This window comes from Brachybacterium sp. ACRRE, assembly GCF_022346485.1.
Classification (GTDB): Bacteria; Actinomycetota; Actinomycetes; order Actinomycetales; family Dermabacteraceae; genus Brachybacterium; species Brachybacterium halotolerans.
The window spans coordinates 1-18,085 of sequence record NZ_JAKRMO010000075.1; the positions used below are offsets into that span (position 1 = coordinate 1).

Below are 18,085 nucleotides of genomic sequence, written 5' to 3' on the forward strand. Positions count from 1 at the left end.
CGGGGGCGGCCGGGCCCCCCCGGCCCGCACGGCTCACCGGTGCCGCCGCCCGCCCCGCCCGCCGGGGGGTGGCGCGCCCCGGGGCGGGGGGGGGGGGGCCCCCCCCCCCCCCCCCCCCCCCACGCCCCGCTTCTCGTGGAGCTGCCGGGGCTTCTCATGGAGCGACCGGCCGCCGCCCGGGCTCAGCGCGTCCGGGCGATGTGGTCGAGAATCGCGCGCAGCGAGTCCTCGGCGGCACCGCGCAGGGCCGGGTCGAGACCCTCGCCGTAGACCGCGCGCAGCAGCCGGTCCATGCTCAGGGCGCCCGCCGCGCGGGCCTCCTTCACCTGGGCGATGCGCTCCTCGCGGTGGGAGATCATCGCCTCGATCGCCTCGATCGCCTCGAGGGGGTCGGTCGCGGGCGAGCCGTGCCCGGGGTGCAGCGAGGAGATGCGCCCGTCGATCGCCAGGGCGCGCAGGATCGCGAGGGACTGCATGTGCTCGGTGAGGCTGCCGTCGGGCGGGCTGATCACGGTCGAGGAGCCGTCGCCCAGCAGGGTGTCGCCGGTGAGCATGCGTCCGCCGTCGACCAGCAGGCCGAGGGAGTCGGCCGTGTGCCCGGGCAGGTGGATGACATGGCCGACGACGCCGGCCTCGCTGATCAGGGAGGCCGGGGGCTTGCGCGATCCGGCGACGGCACGGGTGTCGGCCGCCCACAGCGCGACCTCGCAGCCCGTGCGGTTCTGCAGCTGACGGCGCAGCGTGCCGGCGCCGTCGGTGTGGTCGGCGTGGCGATGGGTGACGAGCACGCCCACGGGGCGCGAGCCGCAGGCGCGGATGATCGCTGCCAGGTGCTGGGCATCCAGCGGACCCGGATCCACGACCCAGGACTCCTCGCCGTCGCGCAGCACGTAGGTGTTGGTGCCCTGCAGCGTCATCGGCCCCGGGTTGTCCGCGCGGATGAGCTCGAGCGCGACGGGTGGAGCGTCGGGGTCCCTCTGGAAATCGTCCTGGGCGCCCGCGGGGACGTCGTCCTCCATCAGGCGTCCGCGAGGGGGCGCTTCATGTAGGCGACGAGCGACTCGGGGTTCGGGCCGGGGACCACCTGCACGAGCTCCCAGCCGTCGGAGCCGTAGTTGTCCAGGATCTGCTTGGTCGCGTGGATCAGCAGGGGCACGGTGATGTACTCGAAGCGCGTCACGGAGGTCATGCCCCGAGCCTACCGGCCCGTACTCATGCCTTGGGCGGGCACGGTGACGCCACGGGCAGCGCTGTGACGGTCATGGCGCGCGGCAGGCGATCGTGCCGCACGACGGGCGGTCATGGCGCACGACGGGCGACTGATGGCGCACGGCAGGCGACGCGACGGCGAGGCGCAGCGCCCGGGCGATGAGATCGATTCACCCGCCGGCCGCACGGCGTGCGGTGCGGCCCAGCACGTCGTACCAGTCCTCGACGTCGGGATGCTGGCGCAGCAGTCGGCGCCGCTCGCGCTCGGTCATGCCGCCCCAGACGCCGAACTCGATCCTGTTGTCGAGCGCGTCGGCCAGGCATTCCATGCGCACCGGGCACCCCTGGCACGCGATCTTGATCTTCTGCTGGTCGGCCCCCTGCACGAAGAAGCCGTCCGGATCCAGCTGTGTGCACGCCCCCCGGGCGGCCCAGCTGCGATCATCCGTGCCGCGGATCCTGCTGATCGTCACGAATGTCCCCTCTCGAATCCTCGTCGATCCGTTCTGGTGCGTCAGAGTATCGAGATCGGCTCAGGGGCGCCAATCCCGCCTCCGTCCGACCCTCGTCGCCGATCCGGGATCGGCGACGGGACTTCGCACGCGCCGTTCCGGGACGGCCGGAGCCATCCGGCCGCGACCAGGGGCGCGAGCGCCTCCCGCGGATCCCGTCGGCGGCGTCCCGATCCCCCGCCCGATGCACATCCGGGGCCGGGGCTGGATCCATGCGCCCGTGAGCGCCGGGTGATATGCGCCGGCACGGCCGCGCCTCGTGGTCCGCGCGCGCTGGGGGCCGTACTGTGTTCCCATGGCTGACCGTGACTCCGCTCCGCTCGGGAACCTCAGCTCCGAGGCGACCTCCGCGTCGCCGACGGGCCCCGCCACCGTGCCCGGAGCCGCGCTGCGCGCACTGATGCTGCTGCTGGGGATGCTCGCCGTCGCGGGCATCGCCGGCGTGCTGCTGGCCGCCTTCTTCCTGCCCGCGGTGTCGATGAGCTCGGCCGTCGCGAAGGACGGCGTGGACCTGTTCGACTCCCTCCCGGCGGAGCTGGAGACCCAGCCGCTGAACGAGGCCAGCCGGATCGAGGCGTCCGACGGGTCGCTGCTCGCGACGTTCTACAGCCAGAACCGCATCATGGTCCCGCTCGACGAGATCTCGCCCAACGTCCAGCACGCCGTCGTCGACATCGAGGACCACCGCTTCTACGAGCACGGCGGCATGGACTTCACGGGCACGGTCCGCGCGCTCGCGAACAACGCCGCCTCCGGCGCCACCCAGGGCGGCTCGACCCTCACCCAGCAGTACGTGAAGAACGCGCTGCTCATGGACGCCGAGCAGCGCAACGACAAGGAGGCGCAGGCGGAGGCGACCGAGCAGAGCTACGGCCGCAAGCTGCGCGAGGCGAAGCTCGCGATCTCCCTGGAGAAGCGCTGGAGCAAGGACGAGGTCCTCAACGCCTATCTCAACGTCGCCCAGTTCGGGCCCTCGCAGTACGGGGTGCAGACCGGCGCCCAGCACTACTTCTCGAAGGACGCCAAGGACCTGAACCCCGGTGAGGCGGCGCTGCTCGCGGGCATCACGAACTCGCCCAACGGCAACGACCCCGTCGCGAACCCGAAGGCCGCGAAGAAGCGGCGCAACGAGGTGCTCTCGGCGATGCTCCGCTACGACCACATCACCCAGAAGGAGTACGACAAGTACTCCGAGCAGTCGATCGACGACATGCTGAAGGTCAAGAACGTGAAGGCGGGCTGCGGCGACGCCGGCACCAACGGCTTCTTCTGCGACTACGTGACCCGGTCCCTGCTGAACGACCCGACCTTCGCGGACACCTACGAGGAGCGCCAGAAGCTCCTGTACGGCGGCGGCCTCACCATCAAGACGACCCTGGACCCCGACCTCCAGAAGGACGCGCAGGAGATCGTGGACCGCAAGGTCCCCCAGGACTCCGACAGCGGATTCGGCCACTCGATCGTGACCGTCGAGCCCGGCACGGGCAAGGTCCTGGTCATGGCCGAGAACCGCACCTTCGATCCCCACGCGGACGCCAGCGCGGGCGAGACCTCGCTGAACTACAACGTCCCGCAGGCGCTCGGCGGCTCGAGCGGCTTCCCCGTCGGCTCGACCTTCAAGCCGTACGTGCTCACCGACTGGCTCGAGCACGGCAAGTCGATCTACGACAAGGTCGGCACGGCCCGCCAGACCTTGAAGACCTTCCCCGCGCAGTGCCTGGACCGCGGGCGCTGGTACGAGACCCAGGGCTACAACCCGGACAACGCGGTCTCCGTGCCGCTGTCGGCCCAGGAGACGGTGCTGAACGCGACCAAGTTCTCCGTGAACACGGCCTACGCGAACATGGCCCGCCAGCTCGACCTGTGCGACATCGCCGAGCAGGCCCGGTCGCTGGGCGCGATCCCCGCGACCTACAACCCCTTCGACAAGTCCACCTGGGACATGTCGATCGAGGACATGTACGGCACCGAGCTCGCGCCCTCCGTGGTGGTCCTGGGCGAGCTGCGCATCTCGGCGCTCGACCAGGCCGCGGCCTACGCGACCTTCGCCGCCGAGGGCACCTACTGCAAGCCCACCGGCATCTCCGAGGTCATCGACCGCGACGGCAAGAAGATGAAGGACGTCGGCGCCGGGCAGTGCGAGCAGAAGATCGACAAGAAGACCGCCGACCAGGTCGCCTGGACCCTCGAGCAGGACCTCAAGGACCCGCGGGCGACGGGCAAGGGCAAGGTCATCCCGGGTCATGACGCCGGCGGCAAGACCGGCACCTCCGGCTCCCAGTTCCACACCTGGTACGTGGGCTTCACCCGCCAGATGTCGACCGCCGTGTGGTTCGGCAACCCCACGCGCAACGTCCGCCCCGGCGGGTTCTCCGTGGACGGCGAGTACCTCGAGCGCGGCAAGGTCTGGGGCAACACGGTCTCCCTGCCCACCTGGCAGGAGTTCATGATCAAGGCCCACAAGGGTCTGCCGAACGAGAAGTTCCCGAAGCAGCCCGCCGGCGCCCCGAAGGACACCGACCCGGGCAACGGCAGCGGGGGCACCGTCGACACGGGCGGTGCGGCCGGCGGCACCAACGACACCGGCGGAGCCGCAGGCGGCGACGGCGGGGACACGGGCGGAGACGGCGGAGACCAGGACTCCGGCGACCAGGACACCGGCAACTGAGCGGGCGAGCAAGCATGACCCGCACCCGATCCTGCGGCGCGGGCGCCCGGCGCGCCGCGCTGGCCCTCGCCGGGGCAGGCGCGGTCGCCGCCGCGGCGGCCCACGTCTGGTCCCGGTACGTCGAGATCCACCGCTTCACCGTGCGCGAGCACGAGCTGCGGATCCTGCCGCCCGGCACGCGTCCGGTGCGCATCCTGCACGTCAGCGACGCCCACCTGATGCCCGACCAGGACCGCAAGATCGCCTTCCTGCGCCATCTGGAGACGCTCAAGCCGCACCTGGTGATCGACACCGGCGACAACATCGCCTCCGCGGCCTCCATCCCCGTGCTGGCCGACGCGATCGACCCCCTGCTGCGCCGTCCGGGCGCGTTCGCGATGGGGTCGAACGACATGTTCGCTCCGCACCGCAAGAACCCGCTGCGCTACTTCCTGCGCGATCCCCGGCCCGAGGGGTTCACGAAGCGCCACCGCGAGCCGGACCTGCCCCTCGGCTCCCTGCGCCGCGTGCTCACCTCGCACGGCTGGAAGGACCTCACCAATACCCGCGCGAGCCTCCGCCTCACGGGGCTGCAGGTGGACCTCGTGGGCGTGGACGATCCGCACCTCGAGCGCGATGAGTTCCCCGCGCCTGATGCGGCGGGGGATGCGGCGCGGGGTGCGGCGCGGGACGCGACGAGGGAAGCGGGGGCCGACGGGACCGGACACACTCCTGCCGCAGAAGCCGCCGCGACCTCCACCCGGGCCGACGAGGGCCCCGCCGCCGATGTCCCGCACCTGCGGATCGGCGTCGCCCACGCGCCGTACCAGCGCGTCCTCGACGCCTTCGTGGACGACGGGGCGCAGCTGATCTTCGCCGGCCACACCCATGGCGGCCAGCTGCGCATGCCCGGTGTCGGTGCCCTGGTCACCAACTGCGACCTGCCGCGTGCGCAGGCCCGGGGCCTCTCCACCTGGCGCGGCGTGCCGCTCAACGTGAGCGGGGGGCTCGGCGCGAACCCCTACTCGAACTTCCGCTTCGCCAATCCGCCGGAGGCGACCTTGCTCACGTTGCGCCCTCAGCGGCGCTGAGAGGTCGCGACCACCGCGGGCGGCTTGGTATCGTTGCTCGTCGGAGAGCGGCGCTCGCGTCTGCTCGCCGAACACGACCTCGGGGTGTGGCGCAGCTTGGTAGCGCGCCTCGTTCGGGACGAGGAGGTCGCAGGTTCAAATCCTGTCACCCCGACCAGATGATGAAGGGCTCCGCTGCGGCGGGGCCCTTCGTCATGTTCGGGGCCTTCGTCATGTTCGAGCCCTTCGTCATGTTCGGGATCCTTCGTCAGGTCCGGAGCCCTTCGACATGTCCGGGACACCCGGCGACAGACGCGTCGGCGGCGACGACGACATCGGCGGCGGTTTCCGGCATCACCGGCAGCACCGGCAGCACAGGCAGCCTCCGAGGCGTCGGGAACCCTCGGGCACTCCCGGGCGGCGCCGGCCGGGCGACGGGGCATGTCACGCATCGGCGTATAGCGGACATCTCTGCCATATATGGCAGAGATGTCCGCTATACGCCGGTCGCCGACACCAGCCCTGCCCCCACCCGCACCCCTCAAGGCCCTCGCGCACTCCTCGCGCACTCCTCGAGGTCCTCTCGCACCCCGAAAAGGGCCACTCGCACCCCCGTCGAACACCCCTGAATCACAACGGTGTGATTAACATATCGAATTCGGACATCGACGGTGCGACACGGCGAAAATCGTCGATTTAGTTAAAATCTTGGCAAAGGCCCTTGATAGCAGTCGCAAAGGCCCTGCGTGAAGGGCCTGGGTGTGCCCATACAGTGACCACGGTGCCTCTCCCCAGGCACCGTTCGAGAAGTCGCTCCCGCCACCGTTCTCGATCACTTCCTCACTTCCCTGGGTGGCGGGCGCAGCGAACCCCTCGGGTGTCGCCTCTCGGGTGTCGCTTCCCGTGGGCGGAACGCGATCGGTGGCTGTGCGGCGACAGAGAAAGCGACCTCATCCGATGTTCCGCTCCAGCGCCCCGCGCACGCATCGCGCCGCGGGCCCTGCCGTGATCGACTACAGGGGCCTCACGGCTCCCGTCGGTCGCACTGTCGGCGGTCTCGCCGTCGTCGGTGCCGTGACGGCCACGGCCTCCCTGCAGGCCATGGGTTCCGCCGATGCAGCAACCACCCCAGCCCCCACTCACCCGGCCACCACCGCGCCGACCTCGCCCCTCGCGGGCGCGACCGCCGCGACTGCCGCGAAGTCCCTGGCCCCCGCCGCCTACTCGAACGTGAAGCTGCGCTACGGCGCACGCGGATCGGCCGTGTCGGAGCTGCAGCGCAGCCTCCGCTCGCACGGTTCGGGCATCGCGGTCGACGGCGTCTTCGGGTCCAAGACCCTCAGCGCCGTGAAGTCGTTCCAGCGCAGCGCCGGCATCGGCGTCGACGGGGTCGTCGGCCCCAAGACCTGGAACGCCCTCGGGTCCTCCGCATCCACGGGATCCTCCTCGTCGAGCCAGCCGAAGCTGCGCAGCGGCTCCCGCGGCACGGCGGTCAGCACCCTGCAGCAGCAGCTGAACAAGCACGGTGCAGGCATTTCGGTCGACGGCGTCTTCGGGTCGAAGACCCTGAGCTCCGTCAAGGCCTTCCAGCGCGCGGCCGGCATCTCCGTCGACGGCGTGGTCGGACCCAACACCTGGTCGAAGCTGTCCTCGAGCAGCGCGTCCATCGGCGGGTCCGGTTCCTCGAGCGGCTCCTTCAACGGGCAGAGCATCATTGCCAAGGCCCGCAGCGTGAAGGGGACCAAGTACACGTGGGGCGGCTCGAGCCCCTCCACCGGATTCGACTGCTCGGGCCTGGTGAAGTACGCCTACAACGCGAACGGCATCACCGTGCCCCGCACGGCGAAGCAGCAGACGTTCGCAGGCCGGATCATTCCCCAGTCGCAGGCGCAGCCCGGCGACCTGGTGGCCTTCACCGGCAACGACTACGGGCACATCGGCATCTATGTGGGCAACAACCAGATCATCGATGCCTCGGGCTCGCAGCAGAAGGTCGTGGAGCGCACCATCTGGAGCGCACCGCATGTCTTCGTGACCTACCGCTGATCAGCGCAGGCCACCCGGACCACGTCATGCCTGCTCGGTGCTGAGCGCACCAACGGGAAGGAGCAGGACGGCGTGTGAGGAGCCCGGTCGGGGAACCGACCGGGCTCCTCTGCGTCCGGGGCGGTGCGGTCCGGGGCGGTGCGCCGCCCGTCGGACCCTCGGAACCGCCGCCCCGCGCCCTCCGGCGCCCCGGCGCGACCGGGCGCGTCGGCCCGACACGTCCGATGGTCGGCGACCCGTCACGTCCGGTGGGCGGCGGAGTCTGTGACAGACTTGACCTGCACCACATCCCGGTCAAGGAGGATCCCTCGCATGTCCGACCCGATCAGCTTGGTCCCGCTCCCCCGCTCCGTCATCTGGTCCTCGGGGACATGGGAGACGACCGACCCCTGGGCCGGCCTGTCGGTCGGCATCTCGGAGGACCTCCCGCGCGCGGAGTACTCGCTGTCGATCACGCCGTCGGGCGCGAACCTCACCGCCGGCAGCGAGGCCGCTCTGGCCGACGGCCGCAACACCTTCAACCAGATCGTGCTCACCGGCGAGACCTCGATCCCCTGCGTGACGATCAGCGACAGCCCGAAGTACGCATGGCGCGGCCTGCACCTGGACGTCTCGCGCCACTTCTTCGACCTCGACACCCTGCACCTGTTCATCGACGCGATGGCGCTGCACCGCCTGAACGTGCTGCACCTGCACCTGACCGACGACCAGGGCTGGCGCGTGGAGATCAAGGGCTACCCTCGGCTCACGGAGGTCGGCTCGAAGCGTCCGCGCTCCCTCGAGGGGCACATGAGCGGCGACCCCGAGTCCTGGACCTTCGACGACACCCCGGTCGAGGGGTTCTACACGCAGGACGAGCTGCGCGAGCTCGTGGGCTACGCGCAGAACCGCGGCGTGATGATCGTTCCGGAGATCGACCTGCCCGGCCACATGCAGGCGGCGATCGCGGCCTACCCCGAGCTCGGCAACTTCCCCGCGAACCCCGTGCAGGTGCGCGAGGTCTGGGGGATCTCCGACCACGTGCTCGGCGTGTCCGACGAGGTCTTCGACTTCGTGCGCGACGTCCTCACGCAGGTCGCCGACATCTTCCCCGCGCCCTTCTTCCACATCGGCGGGGACGAGTGCCCGCGCATCGAGTGGGAGCAGTCGGCCGACGCCCGCACGCGCATGAACGAGTGGGGCCTCACCCGCGTCTCCGAGATCCAGGGACGCTTCACCGACTTCGCCACCCAGGTGCTCGCCGAGAAGGGCAAGTCCGTGGTCGCCTGGGACGAGGTCCTCGAGTCCCATGTGCCCGACGACGTGGTGGTCATGAACTGGCGCACGGAGGACGGCCTCGAGGAGTCGCTCGAGCGCGGCTTCCGCACCGTCGTCTCCACCGTGAAGGACCTCTACTTCGACTACGCCCAGGGCCCCCTGAAGAAGGAGCCTCTCGCGATCGGCGAGGGCATGACCCTCAAGGACGTGTACACCGACCGCCTGCTGCCCAAGAAGCTCGACGACGAGAAGGCCGCGCTCGTCCAGGGCATCCAGGGCCAGCTGTGGACCGAGTACATCGCCACCCCCGAGCACCTGGGCTACATGGCCTTCCCGCGCGTGTGCGCGCTGGCCGAGCGCGCCTGGGGCTCGCCCGAGCAGTCCTACGGCGAGTTCGTGGAGCGGCTGCGAGGCCATCTCCCCCGTCTCGACGCGCTCGGCGTCTCCTACCGTCCTCTGGACTGACCGAGAGCGGATGGCACGGGCATGAGCTCCTCGCACCGCGACGCGCACCCCTACGGTCGCTCGAACGACGACGTGCGTCGGCGCGACCAGCGCCGGCGCCGTCAGCGCCGCGTCCGGATCACCCAGCTGGTGGTCTTCTCGCTCGCGATGATCGGCATGATCTGCGCGCTCACCTTCGCCTTCACCCAGCTCACCGCCGACGACGACGTCGTGGCCTCAGGGCCCTCCGACGCCGGGACCGAGGTGGCCACGGGGAAGGACGGCGTGCACTGCCCGGACCCCGGTGCGAAGCCCGTGAAGCCGAAGAAGGTCGAGGTGAGCGTGCTGAACGGGACCTCCCGGAGGGGCCTGGCGGCATCGGTCACCGAGTCGCTCGCCGATCGCGGGTTCTCGACGGGGAAGGCCGGCAACACGAAGGCCGCCTCGGGTGCCGTGACGATCGTCTACGGGCCCGCGGGATACCTCCAGGCCTCCGCCGTGGCCGCGGAGTTCTCCAAGCCCGCCCTGAAGCTCGACGACCGTGAGGACACCACCGTCGACGTGCTCGTGGGCGACGGCTTCAAGGACGTGGTCGACGAGGACGTCGCCGCCAAGACCCTGAAGAAGGAAGTGAAGATGCCCGCGGGATGCTCCGGGGCCGAGGACTCCCAGGGCTCCTCGACGCAGGACTCGAAGGGCTGACCGGCCGAGCGGGCGGAACGGGCCGAGACGGCGGACGGCTGACCGGGTCCGGCGAGCGGCCGGCTCAGTCCTTCCAGGTGCGTCGGTCGGACTCCATGCGGGCGCCGATGAACAGCGAGATCACACCGGCGAAGCCCATGAGGACGACGATCGTGAGGAACACGGCCGATGTCGAGGTCGCGCTGGGCATGAGGCCCGAGAGCATCGTGTTGATCCCGGCGCTCGAGTCGCCGCGCGGGTCCGAGGCGCTGCCGAGCTGCGGGTCCACCTGCACCGAGACGTTCGCGCGGTACTGGACGCCATCGGCGTCCTGCACCGTGTAGCTGATCGACGTGGTGCGTCCGCGGAAGCCGCGGGCGGGCGTGAACCGCAGCACGCCGTCGCTGCCCACCTGGTACTCCCCCTCGCCGGGGACCACCAGATGCGTGCCGGAGTAGCGCTCGAGGTCGTCGAGGTTGGAGGCCTCCAGGGAGCTGATCCGCACGGTGGCCGGGGACAGCGGGTCGGAGGGGGCGCCGGCGGTGTCGTTCGCGAGCAGGTCCACCTGCACGGACTTGCCGGGCGCCGTGCGCAGCTCGTCGTCGCGCAGCACCGCCCCGCTGTCGGTGACCAGCGCCGTGAGCGTCGCGCTCGAGCTCGTGGAGTCGGCGTACGAGCCGCTGCCGACGAGCTGCACCGTGCTGCGCAGTCCGTTCTCGGCGCCGTCGGCCGGATCGAAGGTGACCGCGCGGGCGTCGAGATCGATCTTCCAGCTGCCCTGTCCGGGGATCGTGAGCTCGCGGCCGTTGGAGGAGACCCTCGCCCCGCTGGGCAGGTCGTCGTGCGCGAAGCGGAGGGAGTCGGCGCGCACGAAGCGGGCGTCGTCCATAGGCGCGAAGGTGATGGAGGAGCCGGCCGTGCCCACCTGCGTCTGGTCGAGCATCGCCGGGTAGCCGGGGGCGAGGGTCGCGACGCCTGCGGTGTTGCCCTCGGAGTCCTCACCGGTCAGCCCGATCGGGTCGGCCGCCTTCACCGAGTCGTCCGCGGGGGCGAAGCGGACCGTCTGCGTCGTGCGGTCCAGCGTCCAGGTGCCCTGACCGGCCACGACGGCGCGCGTGCCCTTGCTGTTGACCTCCACGCCGTGGTCGGCCGAGTCGTCGCTCGTCGGGCTTCCGTCGGCCACCGTCGTGGAGTCCCCGTCGGCCCCGTCCCCGGAATCGGCCGATCCGCTGCCGTCCGAGCCGCCGTCGCTCGCGCCCGTCGAGCCGGCGTCCGCGCGAGTGAGCGGGACCAGGCGCAGCGTCGAGGCCTTCACGTCCTCCTGGCCGTCGGCGACGTCGAACTCGATGGGGTCGCCGAAGGGCGCGGCACGCACGAGATCGGGCAGCACGGGCGTGGTGAGGCTGACGATCCCGGTGGTCAGCACGGTGCCGTCGGAAGATTCGGCGACATAGCGCATGGGCTCGGGCGAACGGCCCAGGTGGCTCGAGGACGGCGTGAACGTGAGCTCGGTGCCGTCCTCGGAGACCTGCCATTCGCCCTCGCCGACGGCGATGAGGCGGCGGCCGTCGCCCGAGAGCGTGCTCCCGGCGGGCATGGTGTCCAGCAGCAGGCGCACGCGCTCGGTGCCCGACGGGCGCAGATCCCCCTTGAGGGACACCCGGATCTCCCCGCCGGCGGGGGCGGCGATGTCCGCGTCGGCGACGGGGCTCGGGTCGACGGCGAGGTCGGAGGGCTGGGAGCGGATCCCGTTGGTCGCCTCGATGGTGATCGCGATCGGAGCCGGATCGCCCTCGGACTCGGACGCCGGCGTGAAGACGAGCTCCTCGCCCTGGATGGTCCAGGTCCCCTCCCCGTCGACGGCGAGCGAGGTGCCGTCGGAGGCGAGGGTCATCGCGGACAGCTGCGCGTCCGAGGCGTCCGACGGGACGGCGAGCCGCACCGTCTCCAGGTTCAGCTCCGACTCGGCATCGTCGTCGAGGAGGCTGGTCAGGGGGATGCGGTTGACGACGCCCGGCGCGATGGTGATGGTGTCGCGCGAGAGCGGCAGGTCGAAGGGGCCCTTCTCGCCGAGCGCGAGCGCCGCAGGGGCGGTGACCGAGGTCAGCACGCCGAGCGCGAGGGTCAGCATGAGGACGAGGAGGGAGCGTCCGGGCGCCGTGCGGGCACGCACCCGGAGCGCAGGCGCGGGTGTCGCGCGCGCGAGCGGAGTGTTCGCATCCCTGCCTGGCACCCGGTCACGGTATCAGCCGAGGATGCGCGGACCCGGGGTCGGGGGCCCGCGTGACCCGGCGGAGCGCGTCGGCCGGCGGCCCTCGCGGAACGGCGGAGGCGGAGCGAGCCCGGGTCCTACAGTGGGCCCATGGATGCGCCTCGCTCGACCGACGGTCCTCTGCCCGATGGCCCCACGCCCGGCGACGGTCCCGACATCGGGTCCGGCGACGGGCCCGTCGGCGGGCTCGGCGCGACGCTCGGCGACGGGCTCGCGGGGCTCCTCGACGACGCGCTCCCTTCGCTCGCGCAGTGGATGGTGCGGCAGCGCTGGTACCCGGCCAAGGGAGCGGGTGCACCGCGGCTCTCGGTGCGGGGCGCCGCAGTGATCGCGTCGACGGGAGCGGCCGACGGGGCGGAGCGCGAGGGTGTGCGGGCCGACGGGGCGGACCCGGAGGATGCTCGGGCCGGCCGGGCGCAGGTGCTCGACGTCGTGGTGCGGGCCGTGGCCGACAGCGCGGAGACGGACTACCAGGTGCCGCTCGTCGTGCGGTCCGGGGACGATGTCGAGGATCCCGAAGCGCTGATCACCGTCCTCGACAGCGGCGCGGACGGCGACCCCACGTCGGGCCCGATCAGCGCCTCGCTGTCCGGGTCGGGCACGCGCTCCGGGACACTGCGGATCGAGGACGCGTGCCGCACCGACCTGGGCAGACGCGCCCTGATGGACGTGCTCACCGCTGATCGCCCGCTCGTCGGCCCCGACCTCTCGCTGGACCCCGCACCGGTCCCCGGACGCACCGGCGCCCGCGTCGTCGCGACGCGCCTGCTCAGCGGCGAGCAGTCGAACTCCTCGATGATCTTCACGCTGGAGGACGCCGACCCCGTCATCCTCAAGCTCTTCCGCGTGCTCGCCGCGGGCGAGAACCCCGACGTGGTCCTGCAGGGCGCTCTCGACCGCGCCGGCTGCACGCGGATCGCCCCGATGATCGGATCCGTGCGGGCGCGGGTCGGGGGCGACGAGAGCGCCGAGGCGCTGCTCGCGCAGGGCTTCCTCCCCGATGTCGAGGACGCCTGGCGGGTGGCGCTGCAGCAGGCCTCGGGCGGCGTCGACTTCCGTGCGGGCGCCCGCGATCTCGGCGCCGCGGTCGCCGAGGTGCATCGCCTGCTCGCGTCCGAGCTGCCGAGCGCACCGGCCGCCCCCACGGACCGCGCGCGCGTGCTCGACCAGATGCGCGCCCGGCTCGACGAGGTCGCCTCCCAGGTCCCGGAGGTCCTCCCCCATCGCACCGCGCTGCGCGAGCTCATCGACGCCGCGGCCGACGCCTCGTGGCCGCCCCTCCAGCGCATCCACGGCGACCTGCACCTGGGCCAGGTGCTCGCCGATCCCTCCCGAGGCTGGGTGCTGCTGGACTTCGAGGGCGAGCCGCTGCGCCCGCTCGCGGAGCGCACGCTCCCGGACTGTCCGGTGCGCGACGTGGCGGGCATGCTGCGCAGCCTCGACTACGCGGGCGGCGCCGTGCTGCACGAGCACGGTGTGGACGCGTCGGCGTGGGTCGCGGAGTCCTCGCGCGCCTTCCTCGACGGTTACCTCGACGCCATGGGGATCGCGCACGAGGACGCGTCGTTCCTCGCGCTGCTGCGCGCCTTCGAGGCCGACAAGGCCGTCTACGAGGTGCTCTACGAGGCGCGGAACCGTCCGGGCTGGCTGCCGATACCCCTGGGCGCGCTGGCCCGCCTCAGTTCTCGGTGACCACCGAGGACTCGGGCGCGGGCGCGCTGACCGGGATCCCGGCGGGCGCGACGGCAGGCATCGGCAGGGATGCGGGCACGGCGTGGGGACTCGAGGCTGGGCGCAGCACGCGCCGCACTGCGGACGGCGTGGTCGACACGTCACCCTGCTCGACGCCGGGCAGGAAGGGTGCGCTGATCACGCGCAGGAGCAGTCGCGCGCCGACGACGACCTCGGCACGGTCCCCCTCCGGTCCCTCCCACACGCGGGTGCGCACGCCGCTGACCTCGCCGTCCTCGCTCATGGCGAGGCCGACGCCGCGCAGCGCGCGGTCGGCGACGCGGAGCAGCGATGCGGGGCTGGGCGAGGCGGGCGGCGCCGTGGTCGAGCCGATGAGGGCGCTCACGTGCTGGATGGTGCGCACGCCCAGATAGCGGGTGCCGGAGGCCCGATCGCGACGGGGCTTGTGCTCGATGAGCTCGAGGCTCTGTGTGCCGGCGTGGGGTGCGGCATGCGTGCGCAGGGCGTCGACCACGACGCTGAGGATCTCGTGCACCCGACTGCGGGCCTCGGCAGGGCCGCTCGGGACGTGCTCGGTGGTGAGGGGCCCGCCCGTCATCGGCTCACCTCCACGCTGCGTCCTGGCCTGATGCTCTGGTGTCGTGATGCCCTGGTGCCCTGCGGCTCGGACCACCGTATCGGCGCGACGCTCCCGATCACGATGGGGAGAAGTCCCCATCGACAGTCCCGTCCGATGCGTCTTCGGGCCGTGCGCGACGTGGCGGCCGGCCGCGCGTGTGGCCGTGCAGACGGGCCATGCGCCAGGACCGGCGTGGCGCCCTCCCGGCCGCGCCTGCGGGCTCAGTCGACGGGGACGAACTCGATCGGGCTGACCTGGGAGTAGCGGTCCTCGCGGATCGCGACCACGCCCACGCCGCCGATGAACGGGGCGAGGGCCTGGGGGTTCTTGCCGGGGTTCGCGAGGATGACCTGGAAGCCGAAGTGGCGGAAGGACTCCATGGCGGCGGTGATGAACTTGCCGGCGCCCTTCGAGAAGGCCTCGTCGATGATGATCGGCGCATAGCGCGGGACGTCGATCCCTGTGCCGGCCAGCTGGTAGCGCAGCGCGGCCGCGAGGCAGAACGTCGTCAGACGCTCGTTCTGGCCGCCCGAGAGCGGGCCGCCGGACTCGTGCGCGTGCACGACCTTTCCCTCGGCGTCGACCTCCTCGGCGTGGAAGTGCACGTGGCGGCGCACGTCCAGGATCGCCCGGGACACCTGGTCGTCCTTGGTGCGGGCGTTCGAGATCAGCTCCATGAGGTGGCGCAGGGAGACGAAGCGCTCCTCGGCCCGGTCGCGGTCGCGGGTGATGTCGTTCTCGATGGTGCCGGCGACGGCGTCCTCGAGGGCCTTCTTGAACTCGTCGAGGGCCGCGAGGTGCACGGGCCGCATGGACAGCTGCAGGTAGCGCCCGGAGTGGAACTCCACCTGGGAGAGCAGGGCGTTGATGCGCTGGAGGCGCTTCTTGATCTCGGCGGGCTCGCGGGCGATCGCGGTGGCCAGGGCCTGGACGTCGCCGAGGGTGTTGCCGGTGAAGAACTCGAAGAAGCGGTCCTCGACCTCGGGGAGCTTCTCCTCCTCGATGCGCTGCAGGATCGCGAGATGGTCGCCGGCGGCGTCCAGGGAGACGTCGGTGTCGCCGGCCTCGGCGGGCCAGCGTCGGGAGAACTCGCGCATCGCGGTGCGCATGTCCTCCTCGGCGCGGGAGGTGCGCTTGGTGAGGTCCACGAGCTCGGCGTCCAGCGTCGCCGAGGCGTCCTTGGTGACCTGGTCGATCGTCGAGAGCACGATCGTGGGCGCGATCGCGTGGAAGCGCTCGGAGAGCTCCTCCTCGACCTCGGGGGTCAGGCTCCGCTCGCTCAGGCGCTCCTTCGCCTTCGCGAGGCGCTCGGCGGCGCGCTCGGCCTGCTCGCCGAGCTTGCCGGCGCCGCGGGCCACGTCCAGCAGCTCCTCGTCGGCGTCGGTGATGGACTGCTCGACGTCGTCGATCTGGCGGGCGAGGTCCGCGAGGGCCTCGGAGCCGGACTCGGCGGCGCGGACCATGTCCCGCAGGTTCGCGATGCGGCGGGCGACGGACGCGGCGTCGATGTCGTCCCATTCCACGGCGGCGAGCGCCTGCAGCGCGAACAGCCGCTCGCGGCGGCGCTCCGCCTCGGCCTCGACGTCCTTGCGTCGGGCCTGGGCCTCGAACAGGGCCTGCTCGGCGCGGGTGCGCTCGTCCTCGAAGACCGCGCGCTTGCCGCGGTTGTCGAAGCCCAGCACCCACTGGGAGCGGTCGTTGATCGCGCGGTCGGTGTTCTTCTCGTGCCGCGACGCGGAGTGCTTGATCTGGCCCGAGCGCAGCACGGCGCGGTTCAGCCGCGTGAACTCCTCGAGGTCCTCGGCGCACACGTAGTCCATGCGGGCGGCGATCTCCCCGGAGAGCCAGGTGTGGAACTCGCCGTCCTTGACGTCGAGCTTCGCCGCGAGCGTGGTCGGGTCGATGCGCCGCGAGGGCCGGGTGAGGTCCGTGTTCACGCGGTTGTAGGAGATGCGGCGGCGCAGGCGCGTGCGGTCGATGACGCCCGCGACCTCGCGGTAGACGCGCTCCGGCACGAGGATCGAGCGGGCGAGGCCGCGCAGCGCCTGCTCGGCGGCGGCGGTCCACTCCTGCTCGCCGTCCTTGACCTGCAGGAGCTCGGCCGCGAAGGGCAGATCGGTGGGGGCGACGCCGACCTCGCGGGCGATCATGTCGCGCACGGCGACGTCCTCGGAGTGCAGGTTCGACGCACGGGAGGTCAGCGAGTTCAGCTCGGCGACGGTCTGCTGGAGCGCCTGCTGGAGCTCGCGGACCTTCGCCTCGGCCTGCCAGCGGTTCTCGTCGGCGTTCTTCTCCTCGGTCTCGAGGGTCCGACGGAGATCGGCGACCTCGCGCTGGGTCGCCAGGAACAGGTCCTCGCTGACGGGGGTGCGCAGCTCGACCGTCGCGAGCTGGGCGGCGAACTCGGCGGCGCGCTCCTTGCGGCGCTCGCGCTCCACGTCCAGGCCCGCGATCTGCTGCTTCCAGTCGTCGATCTCGCCGCCGCCGGCGCGCCGGCGCTGCTCCTTGAGCTGCGCGAGGTCGGCGCGGGAATCGGCGAGGTCCTGCGTGAGGCGGCGCTGCTGGGCGCCGACGCGGTCGCGCTCGAGCTGCAGGCGCTCCTGCTCGTCCTGCAGGAGGCGCACCAGGTGCTGCGCGGCGTAGACGTCGATGTCGCTGCGGCGGTCCACGAGCTCCCCGCCGCGCTCGCGCATCTCCTTCCACGAGGTATGCGCGTCGCGCAGGCCGCGCAGCAGATCGCGCTGCTCACGGGCGGTGACCAGGGCGTCGTAGACCTCGGAGAGGTTGTGGAAGTTCGTGAGCGCCTGGTCCGCGAGCTCGAAGGTGCGGGGCTCGTCGAGCATGTAGTCGCGCAGCAGGGCGTTGACGTCGCCCAGCTCCTTCGCGCTCTGGATCTTGTGGAGGAGGCCCAGGGCCTTCTCGTCGGGGATGCCCAGCAGCTGGCAGAACTTCGCCCGGTACTCGCGGAACTGCCGGAACGTCTCGGTGCCGGGATGGGCCGCCTCGAGGGCGCGGCCCTCGATCTGGCTGGAGACGAACTGGCGCAGGTCGGTCGCGTCCAGCGCCTTGCGGGAGATGACGTACAGGCTCTTCACGTCGGAGTCCGAGGTGTGCCCGGCCTGCAGGAGCAGCAGGCGGGAGAGTTGCACTGTGCCGCCCTGCCCGTCGGAGAAGCGCAGCGAGAGCACCGTGAGGGTGGTCTTCTCGCGCAGCACCTCCTGGTTGAACTCGCCGGTGGCGGCGTCGTAGTGCATCGCCCAGGCGCCGCGCACGTAGCTGGCGACGGTGCGGCGGTACTTCGAGCGCGCCGGGCCCGCGTCGGACGCGGCGGCGTTGAAGTGCAGCGTGCGCGGCGGGGTGAGCAGGGCGCTGATCGCGTCCAGCAGCGTGGACTTGCCGGTGCCGGGACCGCCGGTCAGGAAGTAGCCGCGCGGAGAGATCTCCAGGTCATGGGTGCCGTGGAAGGTCCCCCAGTTCGAGACCTGCACGTGCACGAGGCGCCACTGCCCGGGATGCGGGTGCTCGGGGTCCGTCTGCGCGGCGTCGGCGCGGTCGCCGGTGTCCTCGGCGAGGCCGGGCAGGTCGAGGGTCGTTGCGTCGGATTCCACCCCAGAAGGGTACCGGGGCGGGCGGGGT

The 18,085-nt window shown here is 71.8% G+C and carries 12 protein-coding genes and 1 tRNA gene; 7 read left to right on the plus strand and 6 right to left on the minus strand.

The genetic code is table 11. The annotated features are described in order from the left end of the window. Positions 1-182 precede the first annotated feature (182 nt). The 3 genes from MHY49_RS16780 to MHY49_RS16790 form a co-directional block, all read right to left on the minus strand. A complete protein-coding gene (locus MHY49_RS16780; RefSeq protein WP_239206052.1) occupies positions 183-1,019 on the minus strand; it encodes an MBL fold metallo-hydrolase in 837 nt (278 codons plus the stop codon). After that, positions 1,019-1,180, minus strand: coding sequence for a DUF4177 domain-containing protein (locus MHY49_RS16785; protein ID WP_200503403.1), 162 nt, complete (start codon positions 1,178-1,180; stop codon positions 1,019-1,021). The genes MHY49_RS16780 and MHY49_RS16785 overlap by 1 nt, the downstream gene beginning before the upstream one ends. 199 nt (positions 1,181-1,379) lie before the next feature. Beyond that, the gene (locus MHY49_RS16790; RefSeq protein ID WP_283257913.1) at positions 1,380-1,682 is read right to left on the minus strand and encodes a WhiB family transcriptional regulator; all 303 of its coding nucleotides are present in this window, start codon (positions 1,680-1,682) and stop codon (positions 1,380-1,382) included. 334 nt (positions 1,683-2,016) lie between these two features. Between MHY49_RS16790 and MHY49_RS16795 the strand changes: the two genes are divergently transcribed. The 6 genes from MHY49_RS16795 (at position 2,017) to MHY49_RS16820 (ending at position 9,887) form a co-directional block, all read left to right on the plus strand. Next, complete coding sequence (locus MHY49_RS16795) at positions 2,017-4,389, plus strand: transglycosylase domain-containing protein (RefSeq protein WP_239206054.1); 2,373 nt, start codon at positions 2,017-2,019, stop codon at positions 4,387-4,389. Positions 4,390-4,403: 14 nt separating this feature from the next. After that, a complete protein-coding gene (locus MHY49_RS16800) occupies positions 4,404-5,459 on the plus strand; it encodes a metallophosphoesterase (protein WP_239206056.1) in 1,056 nt (351 codons plus the stop codon). A gap of 80 nt (positions 5,460-5,539) precedes the next feature. Further along, a tRNA-Pro gene (locus MHY49_RS16805) sits at positions 5,540-5,616 on the plus strand. Between the two features lie 779 nt (positions 5,617-6,395). Then, entirely contained in the window at positions 6,396-7,484 is a 1,089-nt protein-coding gene (locus MHY49_RS16810) for a peptidoglycan-binding protein (protein WP_239206058.1), read from the plus strand. A gap of 312 nt (positions 7,485-7,796) precedes the next feature. Continuing rightward, positions 7,797-9,206, plus strand: coding sequence for a beta-N-acetylhexosaminidase (locus tag MHY49_RS16815; protein WP_239206060.1), 1,410 nt, complete (start codon positions 7,797-7,799; stop codon positions 9,204-9,206). 21 nt (positions 9,207-9,227) lie between these two features. After that, a complete protein-coding gene (locus MHY49_RS16820) occupies positions 9,228-9,887 on the plus strand; it encodes a LytR C-terminal domain-containing protein (protein ID WP_239206062.1) in 660 nt (219 codons plus the stop codon). A 64-nt stretch (positions 9,888-9,951) separates the two neighbouring features. Here the strand turns inward: MHY49_RS16820 and MHY49_RS16825 are convergent, their stop codons facing one another. Then, the gene (locus tag MHY49_RS16825) at positions 9,952-12,099 is read right to left on the minus strand and encodes a hypothetical protein (protein WP_239206064.1); all 2,148 of its coding nucleotides are present in this window, start codon (positions 12,097-12,099) and stop codon (positions 9,952-9,954) included. A 129-nt stretch (positions 12,100-12,228) separates the two neighbouring features. Here MHY49_RS16825 and MHY49_RS16830 point away from each other — a divergent pair, with 129 nt between their 5' ends. Then, positions 12,229-13,830, plus strand: coding sequence for a phosphotransferase (locus MHY49_RS16830; protein ID WP_239206066.1), 1,602 nt, complete (start codon positions 12,229-12,231; stop codon positions 13,828-13,830). Here MHY49_RS16830 and MHY49_RS16835 read toward each other — a convergent pair. Then, positions 13,817-14,428, minus strand: coding sequence for a hypothetical protein (locus MHY49_RS16835; RefSeq protein WP_239206068.1), 612 nt, complete (start codon positions 14,426-14,428; stop codon positions 13,817-13,819). The genes MHY49_RS16830 and MHY49_RS16835 overlap by 14 nt on opposite strands. A gap of 242 nt (positions 14,429-14,670) precedes the next feature. After that, positions 14,671-18,057, minus strand: a complete 3,387-nt coding sequence (locus MHY49_RS16840) for an ATP-binding protein (protein ID WP_239206070.1) — start codon at positions 18,055-18,057, stop codon at positions 14,671-14,673. Between the last annotated feature and the right edge of the window lie 28 nt (positions 18,058-18,085).